This is a genomic window from Chitinophaga pollutisoli (assembly GCF_038396755.1).
GTDB classification, from domain to species: domain Bacteria; phylum Bacteroidota; class Bacteroidia; order Chitinophagales; family Chitinophagaceae; genus Chitinophaga; species Chitinophaga pollutisoli.
This window is the reverse complement of sequence record NZ_CP149822.1, coordinates 3562413-3579020: the sequence shown is the minus strand read 5'-3', so window position 1 is coordinate 3579020 and position 16608 is coordinate 3562413. Positions and strand designations below refer to the sequence as shown.

The 16608-nt window shown below is 54.4% G+C and carries 18 protein-coding genes; 6 read left to right on the top strand and 12 right to left on the bottom strand.

Features of this window, described 5'->3' with window-relative positions:
* Positions 1–164 precede the first annotated feature (164 nt).
* From WJU16_RS14965 to dtd, 3 genes are all read right to left on the bottom strand, one after another.
* Positions 165–1604 (bottom strand): glycine--tRNA ligase, encoded by a 1440-nt coding sequence (locus WJU16_RS14965; protein WP_341834295.1) that lies wholly within the window; start codon positions 1602–1604, stop codon positions 165–167.
* A gap of 61 nt (positions 1605–1665) precedes the next feature.
* A complete protein-coding gene (locus tag WJU16_RS14960) occupies positions 1666–1995 on the bottom strand; it encodes a nucleotide pyrophosphohydrolase (protein ID WP_341834294.1) in 330 nt (109 codons plus the stop codon).
* Between the two features lies 1 nt (position 1996).
* Positions 1997–2449 (bottom strand): D-aminoacyl-tRNA deacylase, encoded by a 453-nt coding sequence (dtd, locus tag WJU16_RS14955; RefSeq protein ID WP_341834293.1) that lies wholly within the window; start codon positions 2447–2449, stop codon positions 1997–1999.
* Between the two features lie 52 nt (positions 2450–2501).
* Between dtd and arfB the strand changes: the two genes are divergently transcribed.
* On the top strand, positions 2502–2894 hold the full coding sequence (gene arfB, locus WJU16_RS14950; protein ID WP_341834292.1) for an alternative ribosome rescue aminoacyl-tRNA hydrolase ArfB: 393 nt from the start codon (positions 2502–2504) through the stop codon (positions 2892–2894).
* 33 nt (positions 2895–2927) lie between these two features.
* Positions 2928–4415, top strand: a complete 1488-nt coding sequence (locus WJU16_RS14945; protein ID WP_341834291.1) for an oligosaccharide flippase family protein — start codon at positions 2928–2930, stop codon at positions 4413–4415.
* On the opposite strand, the gene WJU16_RS14940 is transcribed toward WJU16_RS14945, so the two are convergent.
* Positions 4398–5060: an MBL fold metallo-hydrolase gene (locus WJU16_RS14940; protein WP_341834290.1), complete on the bottom strand. Its 663-nt coding sequence runs from the start codon at positions 5058–5060 to the stop codon at positions 4398–4400. The two genes, WJU16_RS14945 and WJU16_RS14940, sit on opposite strands and share 18 nt — an antisense overlap.
* A gap of 101 nt (positions 5061–5161) precedes the next feature.
* On the opposite strand from WJU16_RS14940, the gene WJU16_RS14935 reads away from it, so the two are divergent.
* Complete coding sequence (locus tag WJU16_RS14935) at positions 5162–8485, top strand: hypothetical protein (protein ID WP_341834289.1); 3324 nt, start codon at positions 5162–5164, stop codon at positions 8483–8485.
* A gap of 55 nt (positions 8486–8540) precedes the next feature.
* On the opposite strand, the gene WJU16_RS14930 is transcribed toward WJU16_RS14935, so the two are convergent.
* Genes WJU16_RS14930 through WJU16_RS14920 form a run of 3 tightly spaced genes read right to left on the bottom strand, consistent with a single transcriptional unit; the run spans position 8541 to position 9868 of the window.
* Positions 8541–8897: a diacylglycerol kinase family protein gene (locus WJU16_RS14930; protein WP_341834288.1), complete on the bottom strand. Its 357-nt coding sequence runs from the start codon at positions 8895–8897 to the stop codon at positions 8541–8543.
* Positions 8897–9193 (bottom strand): transcriptional regulator, encoded by a 297-nt coding sequence (locus WJU16_RS14925; protein WP_341834287.1) that lies wholly within the window; start codon positions 9191–9193, stop codon positions 8897–8899. Before WJU16_RS14925 ends, WJU16_RS14930 begins: the two co-directional genes overlap by 1 nt.
* Before the next feature lie 12 nt (positions 9194–9205).
* Positions 9206–9868, bottom strand: a complete 663-nt coding sequence (locus tag WJU16_RS14920) for a hypothetical protein (protein WP_341834286.1) — start codon at positions 9866–9868, stop codon at positions 9206–9208.
* Positions 9869–10209: 341 nt separating this feature from the next.
* On the opposite strand from WJU16_RS14920, the gene WJU16_RS14915 reads away from it, so the two are divergent.
* The gene (locus tag WJU16_RS14915; protein ID WP_341834285.1) at positions 10210–12051 is read left to right on the top strand and encodes a DUF5686 family protein; all 1842 of its coding nucleotides are present in this window, start codon (positions 10210–10212) and stop codon (positions 12049–12051) included.
* A 2-nt stretch (positions 12052–12053) separates the two neighbouring features.
* Entirely contained in the window at positions 12054–12716 is a 663-nt protein-coding gene (locus tag WJU16_RS14910; protein WP_341834284.1) for a DUF5686 family protein, read from the top strand.
* Here WJU16_RS14910 and WJU16_RS14905 read toward each other — a convergent pair.
* The 5 genes from WJU16_RS14905 to WJU16_RS14885 all read right to left on the bottom strand — a co-directional run bounded on the left by WJU16_RS14905 (position 12713) and on the right by WJU16_RS14885 (position 15330).
* Positions 12713–13138, bottom strand: coding sequence for a helix-turn-helix transcriptional regulator (locus WJU16_RS14905; RefSeq protein WP_341834283.1), 426 nt, complete (start codon positions 13136–13138; stop codon positions 12713–12715). The two genes, WJU16_RS14910 and WJU16_RS14905, sit on opposite strands and share 4 nt — an antisense overlap.
* Positions 13139–13349: 211 nt before the next feature.
* Positions 13350–13724, bottom strand: coding sequence for a VanZ family protein (locus tag WJU16_RS14900; protein WP_341834282.1), 375 nt, complete (start codon positions 13722–13724; stop codon positions 13350–13352).
* 53 nt (positions 13725–13777) lie between these two features.
* The gene (gcvH, locus tag WJU16_RS14895; RefSeq protein WP_341834281.1) at positions 13778–14158 is read right to left on the bottom strand and encodes a glycine cleavage system protein GcvH; all 381 of its coding nucleotides are present in this window, start codon (positions 14156–14158) and stop codon (positions 13778–13780) included.
* Positions 14159–14245: 87 nt separating this feature from the next.
* Positions 14246–14914: a peptidylprolyl isomerase gene (locus WJU16_RS14890; protein ID WP_341834280.1), complete on the bottom strand. Its 669-nt coding sequence runs from the start codon at positions 14912–14914 to the stop codon at positions 14246–14248.
* An 80-nt stretch (positions 14915–14994) separates the two neighbouring features.
* On the bottom strand, positions 14995–15330 hold the full coding sequence (locus WJU16_RS14885) for a hypothetical protein (protein ID WP_341834279.1): 336 nt from the start codon (positions 15328–15330) through the stop codon (positions 14995–14997).
* Between the two features lie 259 nt (positions 15331–15589).
* Between WJU16_RS14885 and WJU16_RS14880 the strand changes: the two genes are divergently transcribed.
* Positions 15590–16591 carry a MoxR family ATPase gene (locus tag WJU16_RS14880; RefSeq protein ID WP_341834278.1) on the top strand — a complete coding sequence of 334 codons (1002 nt, stop codon included), beginning with the start codon at positions 15590–15592 and terminating at the stop codon, positions 16589–16591.
* Positions 16592–16608 lie beyond the last annotated feature (17 nt).

Below are 16608 nucleotides of genomic sequence, written 5' to 3'. Positions count from 1 at the left end.
CTTCGTCTTTTGCCGGGGGCAGGATGGGAGCATAATACATTTTCAGGTTATAGCCTGAAATACAATTCAATAATTTCAGGTTATAGCCTTATTATATCTGATGGAAGCTTATAGCATGAAAAAAGGCGCCTCCGGAGGCGCCTTCTATACTGCATTCGTAACAATTAATCCATCATTGCTTTCATCACCATTTCCTTCACGGCGGTAAGCGGGATACGCTCCTGTTCCATGGAATCGCGGTGACGAACGGTTACGGTACCATCTTCGATCGTCTGGTGGTCAACAGTTACGCAGAAAGGCGTACCGATTGCATCCTGGCGGCGATAGCGTTTACCGATGCTGTCTTTCTCTTCGTAATAGCAATAGAAATTCTTTTTGCATTCTGCGATCAGGTGCTTCGCGATTTCAGGCAAACCGTCTTTTTTGGTCAGCGGGAAAACAGCCAGCTTGATGGGTGCCAGCTTCGGAGGGAACTTCAGCACAACGCGTGTATCGGGTTTTTCGGCGGTACCCACTTCCTGTTCTTCGTACGCTTCGGAAAGCACCATGAAGCAGCAGCGGTCGAGGCCGATGGAGGTTTCGATCACGTACGGAACGTAGTTCTGGTTGATCTCGGGATCGAAGTACTGGAGCTTTTTGCCGGAGAATTTCTGGTGCTGGCTCAGGTCGAAGTCGGTACGGCTGTGGATGCCTTCCACTTCCTTGAAACCAATCGGGAAATTATACTCGATATCCACCGCCGCGTCGGCATAGTGGGCCAGTTTGGCGTGATCGTGGAACTGGAGGTGCTCGGGTTTCAGGCCGAGGCTCTTGTGCCATTTCATGCGCTCTTCCTTCCAGTAAGCGTACCATTCCTGCTGGGTGCCGGGGCGGATGAAGAACTGCATCTCCATCTGCTCGAACTCGCGCATGCGGAACACGAACTGGCGTGCCACGATCTCATTGCGGAAAGCTTTACCTACCTGCGCAATACCAAACGGGATCTTCATGCGGCCCGTTTTCTGCACGTTTAGGAAGTTCACGAAAATACCCTGTGCCGTTTCCGGACGGAGGTACACTTTATTATCACCTTCGTTCTCTGCCGCTACTGCGCCGAACTCGGTGGAGAACATCAGGTTGAACTGGCGGATATCGGTCCAGTTAACGGTGCCGCTCACCGCGCAGGCGATCTTCTTCTCTTCGATGAAAGCCTTCAGCCCCGCGTAATCGTTTTCTTTCAGGTAATTTTCCATGGCGGCGATCACCGCGTCTTTCTCGGCTTCGGGCAGGGTGTCTGCATAGCCTTCGATGAGGTGGTCCACGCGGTAGCGCTTCTTGCTGTCTTTATTGTCGATCATCGGGTCGCTGAAGTTATCGACGTGCCCGGATGCCTTCCAAACCGTGGGGTGCATGAAAATGGCCGCGTCGATGCCCACGATGTTATCGTGCATCTGCGTCATGCTGCGCCACCAGTAGTCGCGCACATTCTTTTTCAGCTCGGCGCCGTACTGACCATAGTCGTACACCGCGCTCAGCCCGTCATAAATCTCACTCGACGGGAAAATGAAACCGTATTCTTTACAGTGCGAAATGATCGCCTGGAACTTGTTCTGATCTGTTGCCATAGTCGCGCAAAGATAAAATCCTATTTTGAAACAACGTATTATTATAATTAACCAACCGTAACTAACCCTTCAGCTTTTCGTTATCCTGGTGCCGTTGGGCGTCGCGGGTGGTTTTCTTCTCAAAGTTCTTCTCCAGCGCCGCGGTGAGGTCGACCCCGGTCTGGTTGGCGAGGCAAAGCACGACCCAAAGCACGTCTGCCAGCTCGTCGGGCAGGTTCTTGTCGCGGTCGGAGGGTTTGAACGACTGGTCGCCGTATTGCCTGGAGATGATCCTGGCGACCTCCCCGACCTCTTCGGTGAGGATGGCCATGTTGGTGAGTTCGGAAAAGTAGCGGACGCCGGTGGTGTTGATCCATTGGTCGACGCGCTGCTGGGCTTCCTGGATGGTCATTTTATTCGCGGTTTTTGGTGTCGATGATGATGGTGACGGGCCCGTCGTTCAGGAGGGAGATTTTCATATCCGCCCCGAAAGTGCCGGTCCCGATGCTTTTCCCCAGGTCGGCCTCCAGCCTTGCGATGGTATTTTCGTACAGCGGGATGGCGGTATCGGGTTTGCTGGCCCGGAGGTAGCTGGGGCGGTTGCCTTTTTTGGTGGAAGCGTGGAGGGTGAACTGGGAAATGAGGAGGATGTCTCCGCCCGTTTCGAGGACGCTGCGGTTCATGACGCCGTTTTCGTCGTTGAAAATGCGGAGGTTGACGATTTTAGCGCTCAGCCAGGCAATATCTTCGGGCCCGTCGGCGTCTTCTATCCCCAACAGCACGAGGAGGCCGCCTTCGATGGCGGACTTCACCTGCCCGCCGATCGTTACATCGGCCCGGGTTACCCTTTGGATCACAGCTCTCATAAAATATACAGTGGAAGGATTTACATTTGCGGTTAAAGATAAGCAATGTGTTATGCTTGACGTGACTCCTGAAATAAAATTCAAAACGGCCCGCAGCGGCGGGAAGGGCGGCCAGAACGTGAATAAGGTGGAAACGATGGTGGAAGGGTACTTCGACATCGCGCACTCCGATTTGCTGGACGAAAGCCAGAAAGCCCTGCTCCTCCGGAACCTCGGCGGCAAGCTGAATGCCGACGGGCTGTTGCAGGTGAAGTCGCAGACGGAGCGTTCGCAGCTGGGCAATAAAGGCGAGGTCATCCGCAAAATGAATGCCCTCCTGGCCCAGGGGCTTTTTGTGCCGAAGAAGCGCAAGAAAGTGAAGCCCACGAAAGCCATGATCGAAAAACGCCTGCAGTTCAAGAAACGGCTGAGCGAGAAAAAGCAGAACCGTCGAAACGACTATTGATACGATTGTTTAATTTGGATTAAAACCGACGCTTTGGGAAACATCAAGAAACTGGCCGGCGCAACGATCTGGTACGGCGTACCCACCATTTTTCACCGATTCCTGGGATTCATCCTCCAGCTCTTCCTCACGAGCGTTTTCCCGACCGAGAAGTTTGGGGAGGTGACCCAGTTGTACGCTTTCATTCCTTTCTGCAACGTTATTTTCACCTACGGGCTGGAAACCAGCTATTTCCGGTTTACGCAGTCGGTGGAAAAAGACCGGCTGTATAATACCCTGAGCGTCTCCATCCTCATCAGCACCGTTCTGTTCTCGGGCGTGTTATTCCTCGGTTCGCCGGTGCTGGCGGATATGCTGGGGCTCCCTGGGCGGGCGGACCTGGTGATGCTGGCAACGGGCGTCCTGTTTTTCGACACCCTGACCACCATCCCTTTCGCCAAGCTGCGCCAGGAAGGCCGTCCGCGCAAATACGCCGCGGTGAAAATCGCGACCATCGCAGTCCAGATCCTTTTAACGCTGTTTTTCCTCAAATGGGCGCCGAAGCTTCATGCCGACGGGCATTTTGCCTGGTACAACCCGGAGCGCGGCGTGGAATATTTCGTGATCGCCAATATGTTGGCCAGCTTTTGTTCGCTGCTGTTCCTTTCAAAGGAGTTCAGCGCGTTCCGCTGGAAGTTTGACAAAGATTTGTGGAAAGAAGTGATCCGCTATAGCTGGCCGCTGATGGTGGTAGGGATTGGCGGGATGGTGAACGAGATGCTGAGCCGGCTGGTTTTCCCGCAGGTGTATCCGTTCCCGGAAGAAGTAGCCAAGAGCGAACTGGGGATTTTCGGAGCCAACTATAAACTGGCCGTTCTCGTAACCATATGCATCACGGCGTTCAGGATGGGCGCGGAACCGTTCTTCTTCAACCAGAGCGGCCGGCAGGATGCCCAGCAGACCTACGCCCGGGTGATGAAGTTCTTTACCATGTTCATGGGCGCGGTGTTCCTGGCCGTGGCGCTCTTCCTCGACATCTGGATCTGGTTCATCACGCGCGGTCCTGATCCGCGGTATGCGGAAGGGATGCACATCGTGCCGGTGATCGCCATGGCGTCGGTGTTTTTAGGGATTTACTACAACCTGACCATATGGTATAAACTCACCAACCGCAACCTCATGGGCGCCTGGATCACGCTGGGCGGGGCGGTGGTCACCATTGTCCTGAATATCTGGTGGATCCCGCAGTTCAGTTATACGGGCTCCTCCTGGGCTACTTTCGTGTGTTACGGGCTGATGATGACCGTTTCGTACCTGCTGGGGCAGAAATATTACCCCGTGCCGTACGAAGTGCCGAAGATTGTGGGGTACCTGGCGCTGGCCGGAGCGATCTACGGGCTGCAACATTACCTGCGGGCCGGAGGGCTCGGGTTCTGGCCGCTGCAGATCGCCGGCGTGGCCGGAATGGGTATATACCTGGCCGTTATAGCCTGGTCGGAAAGGAAAGACATCGCCCGGCTGCTGTCACGCAAGGCGGGTTGAGGGGTCTTCCGGCACGAAGGGGTTGTGCACCTTCTCGAACCCGATCGTTGTCTCGGGACCGTGGCCGGAATACACCACCGTTTCGTCGGGCAACTTGTAAAGTTTTTCCCGGATACTGCTTGCCAGTGTTTCAAAATTACCCCCGGGGAAGTCGGATCGGCCCACACTCTGTTTAAATAACACATCTCCGGCGATCACAAATTGCTGTTTGGCGCAATAAAACGATATGCTTCCGGGAGAATGGCCGGGGGTGAGGATCACTTCCAGCTCATCATCCCCCAACACCACCTTGTCGCCTTCCTCCAGATAACCGACGGGGGCGGGGCTCGGCTCGAAGGGGATGTTGTACATCTGGCCGGACTGGGGGGAGCGGTCGAGCACCACCTGGTCGAGCCGGTGGATTTCCGGGGCTTTGCCAAACATTTTCTGTACCAGCCTGTTGCTGAAGATGTGGTCCAGATGGCAGTGGGTATTGAGGAGGCGGGCAACGGTCAACCCGTTGTCGGCCATGAATTTGAGAAACCCGTTCCGTTCTTCTTCATAATAAAATCCCGGGTCTATAATGATACACTGCTTTTTTTCGTTAATTAGTACGTATGTGTTCTCCTGAAAAGGATTGACCGTAAAGCACCTGATTTCGAACATTGTTGACGTTTTTTACTAATTTTAATTCGCAACACAATATTATCAATACTTTCCGTATGAACCGATTTATTACCAGGTCAATTATTCCATGCTTATGCCTATTGATCGGATTTGTTGTTAACGCCCAGGCGCAGGTGAATACCGTGGAATTTGGCCAGAACCGGGTGCAGTACAAGAATTTCAAGTGGCGGTTCTATACGACCCGGCACTTCAATACGTACTTTGCCCAGAACGGCCTCGAGCTTGGCAAGTACGTGGCGCAGGCTGCGGAAAGGGAGCTGCCCCAGCTGGAGGAGTTCATGGAGTTCACCTTCCGTCAGAAAGTGAATATTATTGTGTACAATAACTTCGCGGAGTTCAAGCAATCCAATGTGGGTATCGGGGTAGACTGGCAGAACACCGGCGGGGTGACGAAGCTCGTCGGCAATAAGCTCCTCGTTTATTTCGATGGGGACCATGCCAACCTGCGCCGCCAGATCCGTCAGGGTATCGCCCGGGTGATGCTCGAAACCCTCCTTTTCGGGGAGGATATCGGTGAGTTTGCGGGGAATGCGGTATTGATGGATTTCCCTAACTGGTTCACCGACGGGTTTATCGCATATGCCGCCGAAAACTGGAATCCCCAGCTCGACGACCAGCTGAAGGCCGCCCTCAACTCCGGCAAATACAATACTTTCAACCAGCTTACTTTCGACAAGCCCCTGCTGGCGGGCCAGGCGTTCTGGTATTATGTCGAAAGCAAATACGGGAAAGACGCTGTTCCCTACCTCATGTACATCACCCGCATCAACCGCGGCCTGAAAAAGGGCTTCGAGCAGGTGCTGCATATGAAACCCAAAGCCGCGCAGGCCGATTTCATGCTCTGGTGGCGCAAGCGCTTCCAGGAAGACGGCCGCCGCCGCCGGCAGGTGACCCGCGGCACCGGTGTCATCTCCAACGAAATCGGAAAGAAAGATTACTACCGCTACGCCCCCAATCCCAAGAACAGCATGTACGCCGTGGTGGAATACAGCAAAGGAACGTACAAAGTGAAGATCAACCTGGGCTGGACCACCAATAAAGTGCTCCTCAAATCCGGCGTGAAGCAGCTCACTTCCAAGCTCGACCCCAACTATCCGCTGCTGGCCTGGAACCATAAAGGCAACCGCCTGGCCGTGGTGTACGAGCACGAAGGCAAAACGCGCCTCATGGTCTACGATCTGATTTCCAAGATCACGATCAAACAGGACCTGCCTATGTTCGACCGGATCATCGATATGAAGTTCTTCTTCGAATTCGACAACTCCCTGCTGCTCTCCGCGGTGCGCAACGGTCATACCGATATCTTCACCTACAGCATGACCAACAGCAAGGTGGACCAGATCACGAATGACGTGTGGGACGATCTCGATCCTTCCTTCGCGGCATTCCCCGGCAAGAGCGGGATCATCTATTCATCGAACCGCCCGGGCCCCAAAGCCCGCACGTCCGATACGGCGCTGCCGCATAACCGGTATAATGTTTTCATGGTCGACAACTGGAACAAATCTTCAGAAAAGCAGATTTCCCAGCTGACGGACCTGCCATATGGCAATGCGCGCCTCCCGGTGCAGTACAATACCACGCACTTCACATTCGTGAGCGACGCCAACGGCGTTTCCAACCGCTATGCCGGCTTCTTCCGGGCGGAGCGTGCGGGTGTGGATTCCCTGTACTTCATCGGTGCGGAGATCCTTCACAACCCCGACAAGGAAGAGCTGGATTCGGCGTTGATGGATTATGGCGCTACGGCTCCCGATTCCATCCAGGCTGTGGCCATCACCAACGACTCTACGTACGTTTTCCCCGTAACCAATTACCAGTACGGTATTAAGGAATCCCGGATCGCGGGGGACCAGGGAATGGTATCGGAAGTGGTGCAGATTGGCGACTGGAAGCGGTTGTATAAGTTGAAGGTAGATACGAACACGCTCCGCAGGCGGAATGTTTCGGCCCGTCCCACCAACTACAGGCTGCAGCAGATGCGCGACGACTCCCTCCGCCTGGGGCTGCCGAGTTATTACGCCAAACCGGATACATCGAAACAGGCCAACTTCTTCCAGAACGAGTTCGGCAACGAACCTGCTGAACCTGCCGCACAGGAAGACCAGCCGATGATCGCGGAGCGGAAAGAACCGCCGGTGCTGAAAAGCGCGCGCCTCAGCAATTACAGGCTCAAGTTCAGCTCCGACTACCTCGTAACACAGATCGACAACTCCGTGCTCATGAACCGCTATCAGCCCTACTATGGCTGGCCCCAGGGCCCTATCCGGCTGACGGACCCCGTGAACGGCCTGATCCGTATCGGCGTGAGCGACCTCATGGAAGATGTTAAATTCTCCGGCGCCTTCCGCGTGCCCCTGGCGCTCGACGGTACGGAGTACATGTTCTCCATGACCTATCTCAAAAAACGCTTCGATTATAAACTGACATACTACCGCAGGATGGAAAAGTTGTTGTTCAGGAATGAAAACTCCCTGTTCGCCGGCTATCCGTCCAAAAACATCACCAATATCTACCAGGGCGAGGTGCGCTATCCGTTCGACCAGGTACGCAGCATTCGCCTCTCCGCCGGCCTTCGCCGCGACGAAACGCTGGTACTCGGTAACGACAGCGTATCCATCAAGCAGCCCAATTACAAAGAAAACGCGGTACTGGCGCGCCTGGAATACGTGCACGACAATGTGCTCAATCCCGCCATCAACATCTACAAAGGCACCCGCTTCAAGATTTACGGCGACCTGATCGCCCAGGTATCCAGCAGCGACGCGTTCTTTGACCAGCGGGCCGCGAAGGGCAAGTTTACCTACAACATGGGTATCGACGCGCGCCACTACGTGGAGATCCACCGGAACTTCATCTGGGCTACCCGCATCTCCGCTGACCTCTCGTGGGGCTCGCGCAAGCTGATTTATTTCCTCGGCGGTGTTGATAACTGGATGATCAAACCGGACATTTACTATAACCGCGCGCCGAACCAGAACGAGAACTACGCTTACCAGACGCTGGCGGTGAACATGCGCGGTTACAAACAGAATATCCGCAACGGTAATAACGTGTTGCTGATGAATACGGAACTCCGCCTCCCGGTGTTCACCACTTTCATCGACAAACCGATCAACAGCGCGTTCCTCCGCAACTTCCAGCTCACCACCTTCCTGGACATCGGTACCGCCTGGAACGAGAAATTGAAATTCAAAGACGCCAATTACACGGAATACGTAACGGCGGAAGGTGTGGTCATCCGCATCAAGGAAGGGTTCCTCGGGCCTTTCGTGGGTGGTTACGGCTTCGGCGCCCGCACCACGTTGCTGGGTTACTTCGTCCGCTTCGACGCGGGCTGGCCCATGACCGGTTTCTTCCGCGGCAAGCCGCAGCTGACCTTCGGTTTGGGGGTTGACTTCTAAACGAATAAAAAACTTCGATACACAAAAAAGCCGGCTACACGATAGCCGGCTTTTTTTATAAAATCTTGGGAAGGAAGATGCACCCTGCGGCTACGACCGCCGCGATAGCTGCCAGGAGAACAGCGCCGGCGGCGATGTCTTTAATATTTTTCACGAGGGGGTGATGATCGGGATGGAGCAGGTCCATGGATTTTTCGATGGCGGTATTGAGCAGTTCGGCGGTCCATACGAAGCCGGTGGCGATGGCGATCACGGCCCATTCGCCCGGGGAACACCGGAACCAGTATCCCGCGGCGATAACGGCGCCCGTGGCGGCGAGGTGGATGCGGGCGTTTGGTTCGCTCCGCAGTGCGGTGGCGATGCCACGGAAAGCGTTGCGGAAGCTGCCGGCGAGGCCTGTTCTGCGGTTCATCACTGTGTAAATTTGATCATGGCTTCCAGCGCGGCGAGGTGGCCTTTGAAGGCTTTTTCACCGGCTTTGGTGATGGAATAGGTGGTATTGGTTTTCCGGCCCACAAATCCCTTGTGCACTTTGATGTATGCGTTATCCTCCAGTGTGGAAAGGTGCGAGGCCAGGTTGCCGTCTGTCACGTCCAGCATAGCTTTGAGGTCGTTGAAGCTAACTTCTTCATTGACCATCAGCACGCTCATCACGCCCAGCCGGATGCGGCTTTCAAAAAGTTTATTCAGATGCTCGATCGGATTCATGCAAACCGGGGTTTAAGCTCCCTGTGGGGCGCGTTCGTATTTCCACCACATGATAGTGCCGTAAAGAATATGTACCACCCCAAAACCCAGGGCCCAGAAGAAGAGGCCGTGCCCGAGCCAGAAGGTGGCGAAGATGCCGAGGCCTGTTTCGATGAAGCCGACGTACCGGAGCTCTGGCATGGTAAACTTGCTGGCGTTGATGAGGGCCAGGCCATAAAACACCAGGCAGGCGGGCGATACGAAGCCGTAGAAACCGTTGTAAATCATGCCGAGGATGAAAAAACCGCCGGCGACGAGGGGAACAGCGAGGTTGAAGACAACTTTCCGGGCGGTGGCGTCCCAGATGGGGAGGCCTTGTTGCCGGGCCTTGCGCCAGGTGAAGTAACTCCCGGTGGTGAGGGCGCCCAGCAATACGGCCGCGGCGATGAGCAGTAGTTTAAGGATGAGGACGTTCAGGTTGCCGGTACCGTCGTAGGCGGCGCCATCGTAGGCATCGGCGGGAACCGTGGCTCCATTGCGGTAATCGTCCAGGATGCGCCAGGCGAACCATGCGCCGATGAGGCCGCTCAGCCCCGCGCCCACACCGCCCAGTCCGCTGAGCGACATGAAACGGGTGCTGCGTTCCATGATGCGCTTGATGTCTTTAAGGGTATCGAGATGTTGTTGCTCGTTCATAGAGAAAGCACTTTGTGTATCAAAGCTAGTTATAAATTATGGAAAAAAGGGCATGGAAGGGGGATGTTGAAAATCTGGCATGTTATTCCCTTGTCATAGGGGTAACGGGCATGGACGTGCGTTTATAGGAAGGCAGGGGTTTCCGGGGTTTCCCGGGTGCGGCGGGGCTGGATAAAAGCGGGGAAGGTTTCCGCTGCGGGGGGCTCGTAGCGGGATTCCGGGGGAACCTCCGCCCGGAGGGGCTTCCAGGCTGAACACACGCGCCTCCTGATTGTTATAAAACGGTCCCATTTATCAACGGCCCAAGTAATTCGTCCGAAAATATCTAATTTGCCTCGCAAATGAACGGCTGGAAACGAACCATAGCTTTAGTAATAACGATCATCAGCTTCTTACCCCTCCATGCGCAGCATAAAATAAAGGGAATTGTTAAAGACGCGCACACCCAGGAACTGATCCCATTTGCCACATTGCAATTTGTGGGCACCAATACCGGCATGGTCACCGACGCCGAAGGCGCCTTCCTCTTCGAACTCCCTTCCATCCCTTCAGACTCCCTCCTCGTCCGCGTCATGGGTTACGCCAGAACCGTCCTGTTCGTAGACCGCAAGCTCCCCGAACAAACCCTCATCTTCGAAATCTCCCGCGGCGACGTTTCCCTCAAAACCTACGAGGTAAAAGCGAACGTCAACTTTGCGCTGATACTGCTGCGCAATATCGTCCGCCGGAAACCTTACAATAATTACGACCGCCTCGAAAGCTACAAATACGAAATTTATAACAAGCTCGAACTCGACATCAAAAACCTCAATACCGTTAAACTCGCCAGAAACCGCTTCTCCAAACCTTTCGCCTTTATCCTGAAGAATATTGACAGCACCACGGAAAACCAGCCCTTCCTGCCTGTTTTCCTCACCGAGAGCATTTCCGATTACTATTTCCAGCGGAACCCGAAAAAAACGAAAGAAATCATCAAGGCGTCGCGCACTTCCGGGCTCGACAACGAGAGCGTGACCAAGTTCCTCGGCGGCATGTACCAGAACATCAATGTGTACGACAACTTCATCCCGGTGTTCGACAAAAGTTTCGTGAGCCCCATCGCCAACAACGGCAACCTGTTTTATAATTACCGCATCACCGATACGCAATACATCGCCAATCACCGCTTCATCCGCATGAACTTCGAACCGCGCCGAAAGGGTGAGAACGCTTTCATCGGCGACCTCTGGGTGATGGATTCGACGTTCGCCATCCAGAAGATGAGCATGGCCGTACCGAACGACGCGAATATCAACTTCGTCCGCAAAATCTCGCTGGTGCAGGAGTTCAAACCGTTCCCCGACAGCAGCGGATGGTTCCTGGCGAAAGATAAATTCGTGGTCGACTTCTGGACGCCCAGTCCCAAGCCGACAAAAACCCTCGAGTTCATCGGCCGGAAAACGACGACGTACGAAGACCTCGTGTACAACGACACCGCTGTCACCAACCTGTTCTCCGAAAAGCGGTATCCGCAGAACATCGTGGTGGCCGACAGCGCGCGCGCGCGTACGGATTCGTTCTGGGCCGGGCACCGGCACGAAACGCTGAGCCACAACGAGCAGGCCATTTACAACATGGTGGACACGCTGCAGAAGATGCCCCTGTTCCAGAAGTATTCCAACACCATCCGCTTCCTGGCAACCGGATATAAACCATTCGGACCGATTGAATGGGGACCGTACTGGTACCTCTTTTCCCAGAACCGCCTGGAAGGTTTCAGGGCTCGCCTCGACCTCGGCACCACGCCGCAGTTCCATAAAGACCTTTACCTCAACGGGTACCTGGCCTACGGCTTCGGCGACGACCGTTTCAAAGGAAAAGTGTCGGCGCTCTACCTGCTGAAGCGCCATCCCCGGATGTACGTGTACGGCTCGTTCGTCCGCGACCTGGATAACGGTGCGAGCTATTACGACGAAGTAGGGACGGACAACATCTTTACCCTGGCCATCCGCAAGCCCGGCGTTCCGCAGAAGTTCATGCAGATCGAAGAGAAGCGGGCGGAGTTCTACAAAGAATATTTCAGCGGGTTCTCGCATCACTTTTCGGTGGTGCACAAACAATTCATGCCTTACGATCCCTTGCCCGGGGGGCTACTTTCCCGCACAGCGGCGGCAAAACCGATCCGTACACGAACCTGGAAGTAGCGGTGAAACTGCGTTATGCTTTCCGGGAAGAGTTCCTGGAAGGCAACTATTACCGCTTCAGCCTGGGCAGCAAATATCCCATCGTGGAATTGAAATATGCGCTGGGCGTGAAAGGCATCTGGAAAAGCAATTACAGTTACCACAAAACCTCGTTCACCGTGTCGGATTACCTGAAGGTGGCGCCGTTCGGACAGTTGTACTACAATTTCTTCGGCGGCAAGATCTTCAACACCACGCTGCCTTATCCGCTGCTGGAAATCCATCCCGGCAACGAAATTTATTATTACAACAAGTATGCGTTCAATATGATGAACCGTTACGAGTTCATCAGCGATCAATACGCCGGCTTCAACCTGGAGCATACCCTCGGCAGCGGGATCTTCAATTACATTCCGTTGGTCCGCAAACTGAAGTTCCGCCAGTTCTGGACGGCGAAAGGAGTGATCGGCAGCCTGTCGGACAACAACCGCGCGCTCAATTTCCAATCTACCTATCCGTTCAAAACGCTGGAGGGCAATCCCTACATCGAGCTGGGAACGGGCGTGGAGAATATCCTGAAGTTCATCCGGGTGGACTTTGTATGGCGGGTGGCGCCCAAGCCTTTGCCGGCGGAAGTTAACAACAAGAAGTTCGGCATCTTCGGCAGTTTCCGGTTGCAGTTCTAAGCGTCGGAGGCTTTGGCGCGGCGGGTGGTTTCCCGGGCGAGCGGTTTGAGCACGGTCTGCATGATACGCAGGTGCTCATTCATCATATGGTCGAGCTTCTGCGCGGAGTCCCGCAGCGAAGTGACCATTTCCTTCATCAGCAATTTATCCTGCCGGAAGTACGCAAGGAGATCCTGGAGATCTTTCTCCGGGAGACCTTTCTTCAGCTGCCGCTGCTCCGGCGGCTGCTCGCTGAACAGCTCCGTAAAATGTACGTCCAGCACCTCCGCGATCTGCATCAGCCGCTCGATCGTCAGGCGCTTGGTGTCATTCCGCTCTATGTTGCCATAGGCCGTTGAGCCGATATTCAGCCGTACTGCCATGTATTCCTGCGTCAGGTTGCGGAACTCCCGCAACCGGCGGATCGTTTTACCTACGTTCATATGGAAGGTCTTTGTGTATCGAAGCGGGTTAACAATTTCTTCTCCGCAATATTAACGCGTCGGGGAACACCCACCAAACAATCTCCGGAAATGCAAGAACTTCTCTTCTAACTCGGAGAATATCCCCGAAAATGAAAGATTTCGGGAAATAAAAATGCGCCCGTTTCAAGGCGCATACATTTTCAATCAGTCGCTATTTCCAGCCGGAAATCTACTTGAGGAACCGTTTTCCGATGTACCGGAAAATGAGCGCGCCCACTATAGCGCCCGCCGCATCCGCGGCCACGTCCAACATATCAAAGCTCCGGTTTACCACCAGGTATTTCTGGATAAACTCAATCCCCAGCCCGTAAGCTGTCACGCAAAAAACGATCAGCCACAACATCCCAGCCCCAATATACCCGTGATGCCGGTAATACCCGAACGCCAGCAGCAGCACCATCCCCCCGAAAAGGAAAAAATGCGCCACTTTATCCACGTGCAAAAAATCCAGAAAACCGATCTGGGGAACCGCCTTGCCGGGAAGGGTGCACAAAAATAGTATGAGGAGGATCCATCCCGCTGCGGGCAGATAATAACGGATCATCCTCATACTAAATTTGTCTTTATGCTTGGTTTGCTGTGTCTCTGGCATATTAATTATTCGCCCACCAGCGCTTTGTACTGGTCAGCCGTCAGCAGGTCTTCCACGTCGGCAGGGTTGTTAACGGTGATCGTCACCATCCAGCCTTCACCATAAGGATCCGTATTCACCAGATCGGGGCTGCCGTCCAGCGCGGGATTCACCTCGCCGATGGTACCGGCTACGGGCAGGAACAGATCTGAAACGGTCTTTACCGCCTCTACCGTGCCAAAAACCTCTTCGGCACCCAGCGATTTGCCGGTCGTGGAAATATCCACGAACACGATATCGCCCAATTCACGTTGTGCGAAGTCGGTAATACCGATTTTCGCTGTGTTCCCTTCTAATAATACCCACTCGTGGTCTTTGGTGTAACGCAGTTGCGACGGAAAATTCATGTCAAGTTTGATTTTGAGCGGTAAAAATAAAGATTACCGCCAGAATTATAAAAAGTTTGTCATTTTCTAAACGTTAAAATGACATGCCTAGAAGAAAAAGAACTTCTTTTTCAACCGCATTTTCATGCGGATGTCCTCCACCGGCCGGTCGCCCGGCTTTTTCGTGGGCTGCGCAGCGATGCTGTCGATCACATGGAGCCCCTTCACCACCTGTCCGAAAACGGTATAGCTCTGGTCCAGGTGCGGGGAGCCGCCCCATTCCTTGTACACCTCCCGCTGGTCTACCGGCAGCTTGCGCCCGCCGAGCCGCGTCTGCTCCAGGGTATCCAGCCCGCCGTCGGTCCACTTCTTACCCTGCACGATGTAAAACTGGCTGCCGGAAGATTCTTTCGCCGGGTTATTGTCCCGCGCCGCGCCCAGCGCGCCCCTCCTGTGATACAGATCCAGCTGGAACTCCGCCGGGATGCGGTACTCCGGCCCGCCGTTGCCCAGCGCCACACCGGGCTGCGCCCGCCGGCTGTCGGGGTCGCCGCCCTGGATCATGAAATGTTGGATCACCCGGTGAAACAGCAGGCTGTCGTAATAATGCTGCTTCACGAGCTTGATAAAATTGTCGCGGTGCTTCGGGGTCTGGTCGTACAACCGGATCACCATTTTGCCGTAAGGCGTGTACAGCTTCACTTTTCGGTTGCGCTGCGCCTGCGCGGCCAGGGAGACCAGCAGCAACAGCCATAAAACGGGTAGTTTTCTATGCATGGGCTTGATGATGTATTCGTCTTCCGGTCAGGGCCGGGCCGCCGTTGCGTCGCACACTTCAGCCGCGGTGCGGGGCCGGGCTATTCTTCCTCGAAATAATCGATGATATGCTCTTTGATGAACCGCTCCTGCTCTTCCAGCCCCATTTTGGGCACGGGCTGCATCTCCTTGAAATGCGGCCATCCGTCCTTATCCCGGCCTTCCGGCTCAAAATAACCGCTCCGGCTCAGCAATGCGCACATGGCGATGTGCATGAGGTCCTGCTTCTGCTCTTTCGTGAATTTCTTTTTCGGGCTGTTCAGTTCCTGGATCCCGATAATCATTAACATCGCCTCCATGTTCGGGGTTTTCCCGAATCTTTCGGTCAGCATGTCTTCCACTTGTTTCCAGCGTATATTGAAATCGTCGTTGTTCATTATTATTGGCTTTTATACCGCCAGCCCCTGTCTGGCATTCGTATTGCAGGGCTAACGGACAACAAATGTACGGTTTAGATAAAAAATTGATGTAAATATCATCCCGTATTCTTAAATTGGAAATTTTTATAAACCATATCTGCTTTTGCCAAACAGCTCCCCTGCGCCCGATTTAACAGGTTTTTAACTGCGCAATCCCGCCATGGGAGTAGGTTTAAACAGCAGAATCCTTATTTTAGCAACCTTGAAATAACAATTCATGGAAAATACCTCGTACGACATCCGTCAGATCAATGAAAAGATTCACCAGGCCAGTGCCTTTGTAGACCTCCTGAATTTGGAGATCAACAAAGTGATCGTGGGCCAGAAATACATGGTGGAGCGCCTCATGATCGGCCTGCTGGCCCAGGGCCACGTGCTGCTCGAAGGCGTGCCCGGCCTCGCCAAAACCCTTTCCATCAAATCCCTGTCGAGCGCCATCGATGCCCGGTTCTCCCGCATACAGTTCACGCCCGACCTGCTGCCGGCCGACGTCGTGGGTACCATGATATACAACCAGCAACGCAATGAGTTCATGGTCCGCAAAGGGCCCATCTTCGCCAACTTCATCCTGGCCGATGAGATCAACCGCGCCCCCGCAAAGGTGCAGAGCGCCCTCCTAGAAGCCATGCAGGAAAAACAGGTGACCATCGGCGATACCACCTTCAAACTCGAAGAACCGTTCCTCGTGCTCGCCACGCAGAACCCCATCGAGCAGGAAGGTACCTACACCCTTCCCGAAGCGCAGGTCGACCGTTTCATGCTTAAAGTCGTGATCGGCTACCCCACCAAGGAAGAGGAACGCCACATCATCCGCCAGAACCTCGCACCGGAAGGCCAGGCGAAAATACACCCGGTGGTGCGCCCCGAGGATATCCTCGAAGCCCGCAAACTCGTGCGCCAGGTGTACATGGACGAAAAAATCGAACAATATATCCTGGACGTGGTGTTCGCCACCCGCAACCCGGAAGATTATAAACTCGCCAAGCTGAAACCGCTCATCGCCTACGGCGGATCTCCCCGCGCCTCCATCAACCTGGCCCTCGCTTCCAAAGCGTACGCCTTCATGAAGCGCCGCGGTTACGTGATCCCCGAAGACGTGCGCAGCGTTTGCTTCGACGTCATGCGCCACCGCGTGGGGCTCACCTACGAAGCCGAAGCCGAAAACGTTACCAGCGAAAACATCCTCAGCGAGATCCTCAACGCCGTAGAAGTGCCATAAGATCCTAAACCCGTCCA

What these genes read in the sequence shown, in the direction of transcription:
- WJU16_RS14965 (WP_341834295.1), bottom strand. Translation starts at nt 1,604, where the DNA reads ATGGCAACAGATCAGAACAAGTTCCAGGCGATCATTTCGCACTGTAAA.
- WJU16_RS14960 (WP_341834294.1), bottom strand. Translation starts at nt 1,995, where the DNA reads ATGACCATCCAGGAAGCCCAGCAGCGCGTCGACCAATGGATCAACACC.
- dtd (WP_341834293.1), bottom strand. Translation starts at nt 2,449, where the DNA reads ATGAGAGCTGTGATCCAAAGGGTAACCCGGGCCGATGTAACGATCGGC.
- arfB (WP_341834292.1), top strand. Translation starts at nt 2,502, where the DNA reads ATGCTTGACGTGACTCCTGAAATAAAATTCAAAACGGCCCGCAGCGGC.
- WJU16_RS14940 (WP_341834290.1), bottom strand. Translation starts at nt 5,060, where the DNA reads ATGTTCGAAATCAGGTGCTTTACGGTCAATCCTTTTCAGGAGAACACA.
- WJU16_RS14930 (WP_341834288.1), bottom strand. Translation starts at nt 8,897, where the DNA reads ATGAACCGCAGAACAGGCCTCGCCGGCAGCTTCCGCAACGCTTTCCGT.
- WJU16_RS14925 (WP_341834287.1), bottom strand. Translation starts at nt 9,193, where the DNA reads ATGAATCCGATCGAGCATCTGAATAAACTTTTTGAAAGCCGCATCCGG.
- WJU16_RS14920 (WP_341834286.1), bottom strand. Translation starts at nt 9,868, where the DNA reads ATGAACGAGCAACAACATCTCGATACCCTTAAAGACATCAAGCGCATC.
- WJU16_RS14915 (WP_341834285.1), top strand. Translation starts at nt 10,210, where the DNA reads ATGAACGGCTGGAAACGAACCATAGCTTTAGTAATAACGATCATCAGC.
- WJU16_RS14905 (WP_341834283.1), bottom strand. Translation starts at nt 13,138, where the DNA reads ATGAACGTAGGTAAAACGATCCGCCGGTTGCGGGAGTTCCGCAACCTG.
- WJU16_RS14900 (WP_341834282.1), bottom strand. Translation starts at nt 13,724, where the DNA reads ATGATCCGTTATTATCTGCCCGCAGCGGGATGGATCCTCCTCATACTA.
- gcvH (WP_341834281.1), bottom strand. Translation starts at nt 14,158, where the DNA reads ATGAATTTTCCGTCGCAACTGCGTTACACCAAAGACCACGAGTGGGTA.
- WJU16_RS14890 (WP_341834280.1), bottom strand. Translation starts at nt 14,914, where the DNA reads ATGCATAGAAAACTACCCGTTTTATGGCTGTTGCTGCTGGTCTCCCTG.
- WJU16_RS14885 (WP_341834279.1), bottom strand. Translation starts at nt 15,330, where the DNA reads ATGAACAACGACGATTTCAATATACGCTGGAAACAAGTGGAAGACATG.
- WJU16_RS14880 (WP_341834278.1), top strand. Translation starts at nt 15,590, where the DNA reads ATGGAAAATACCTCGTACGACATCCGTCAGATCAATGAAAAGATTCAC.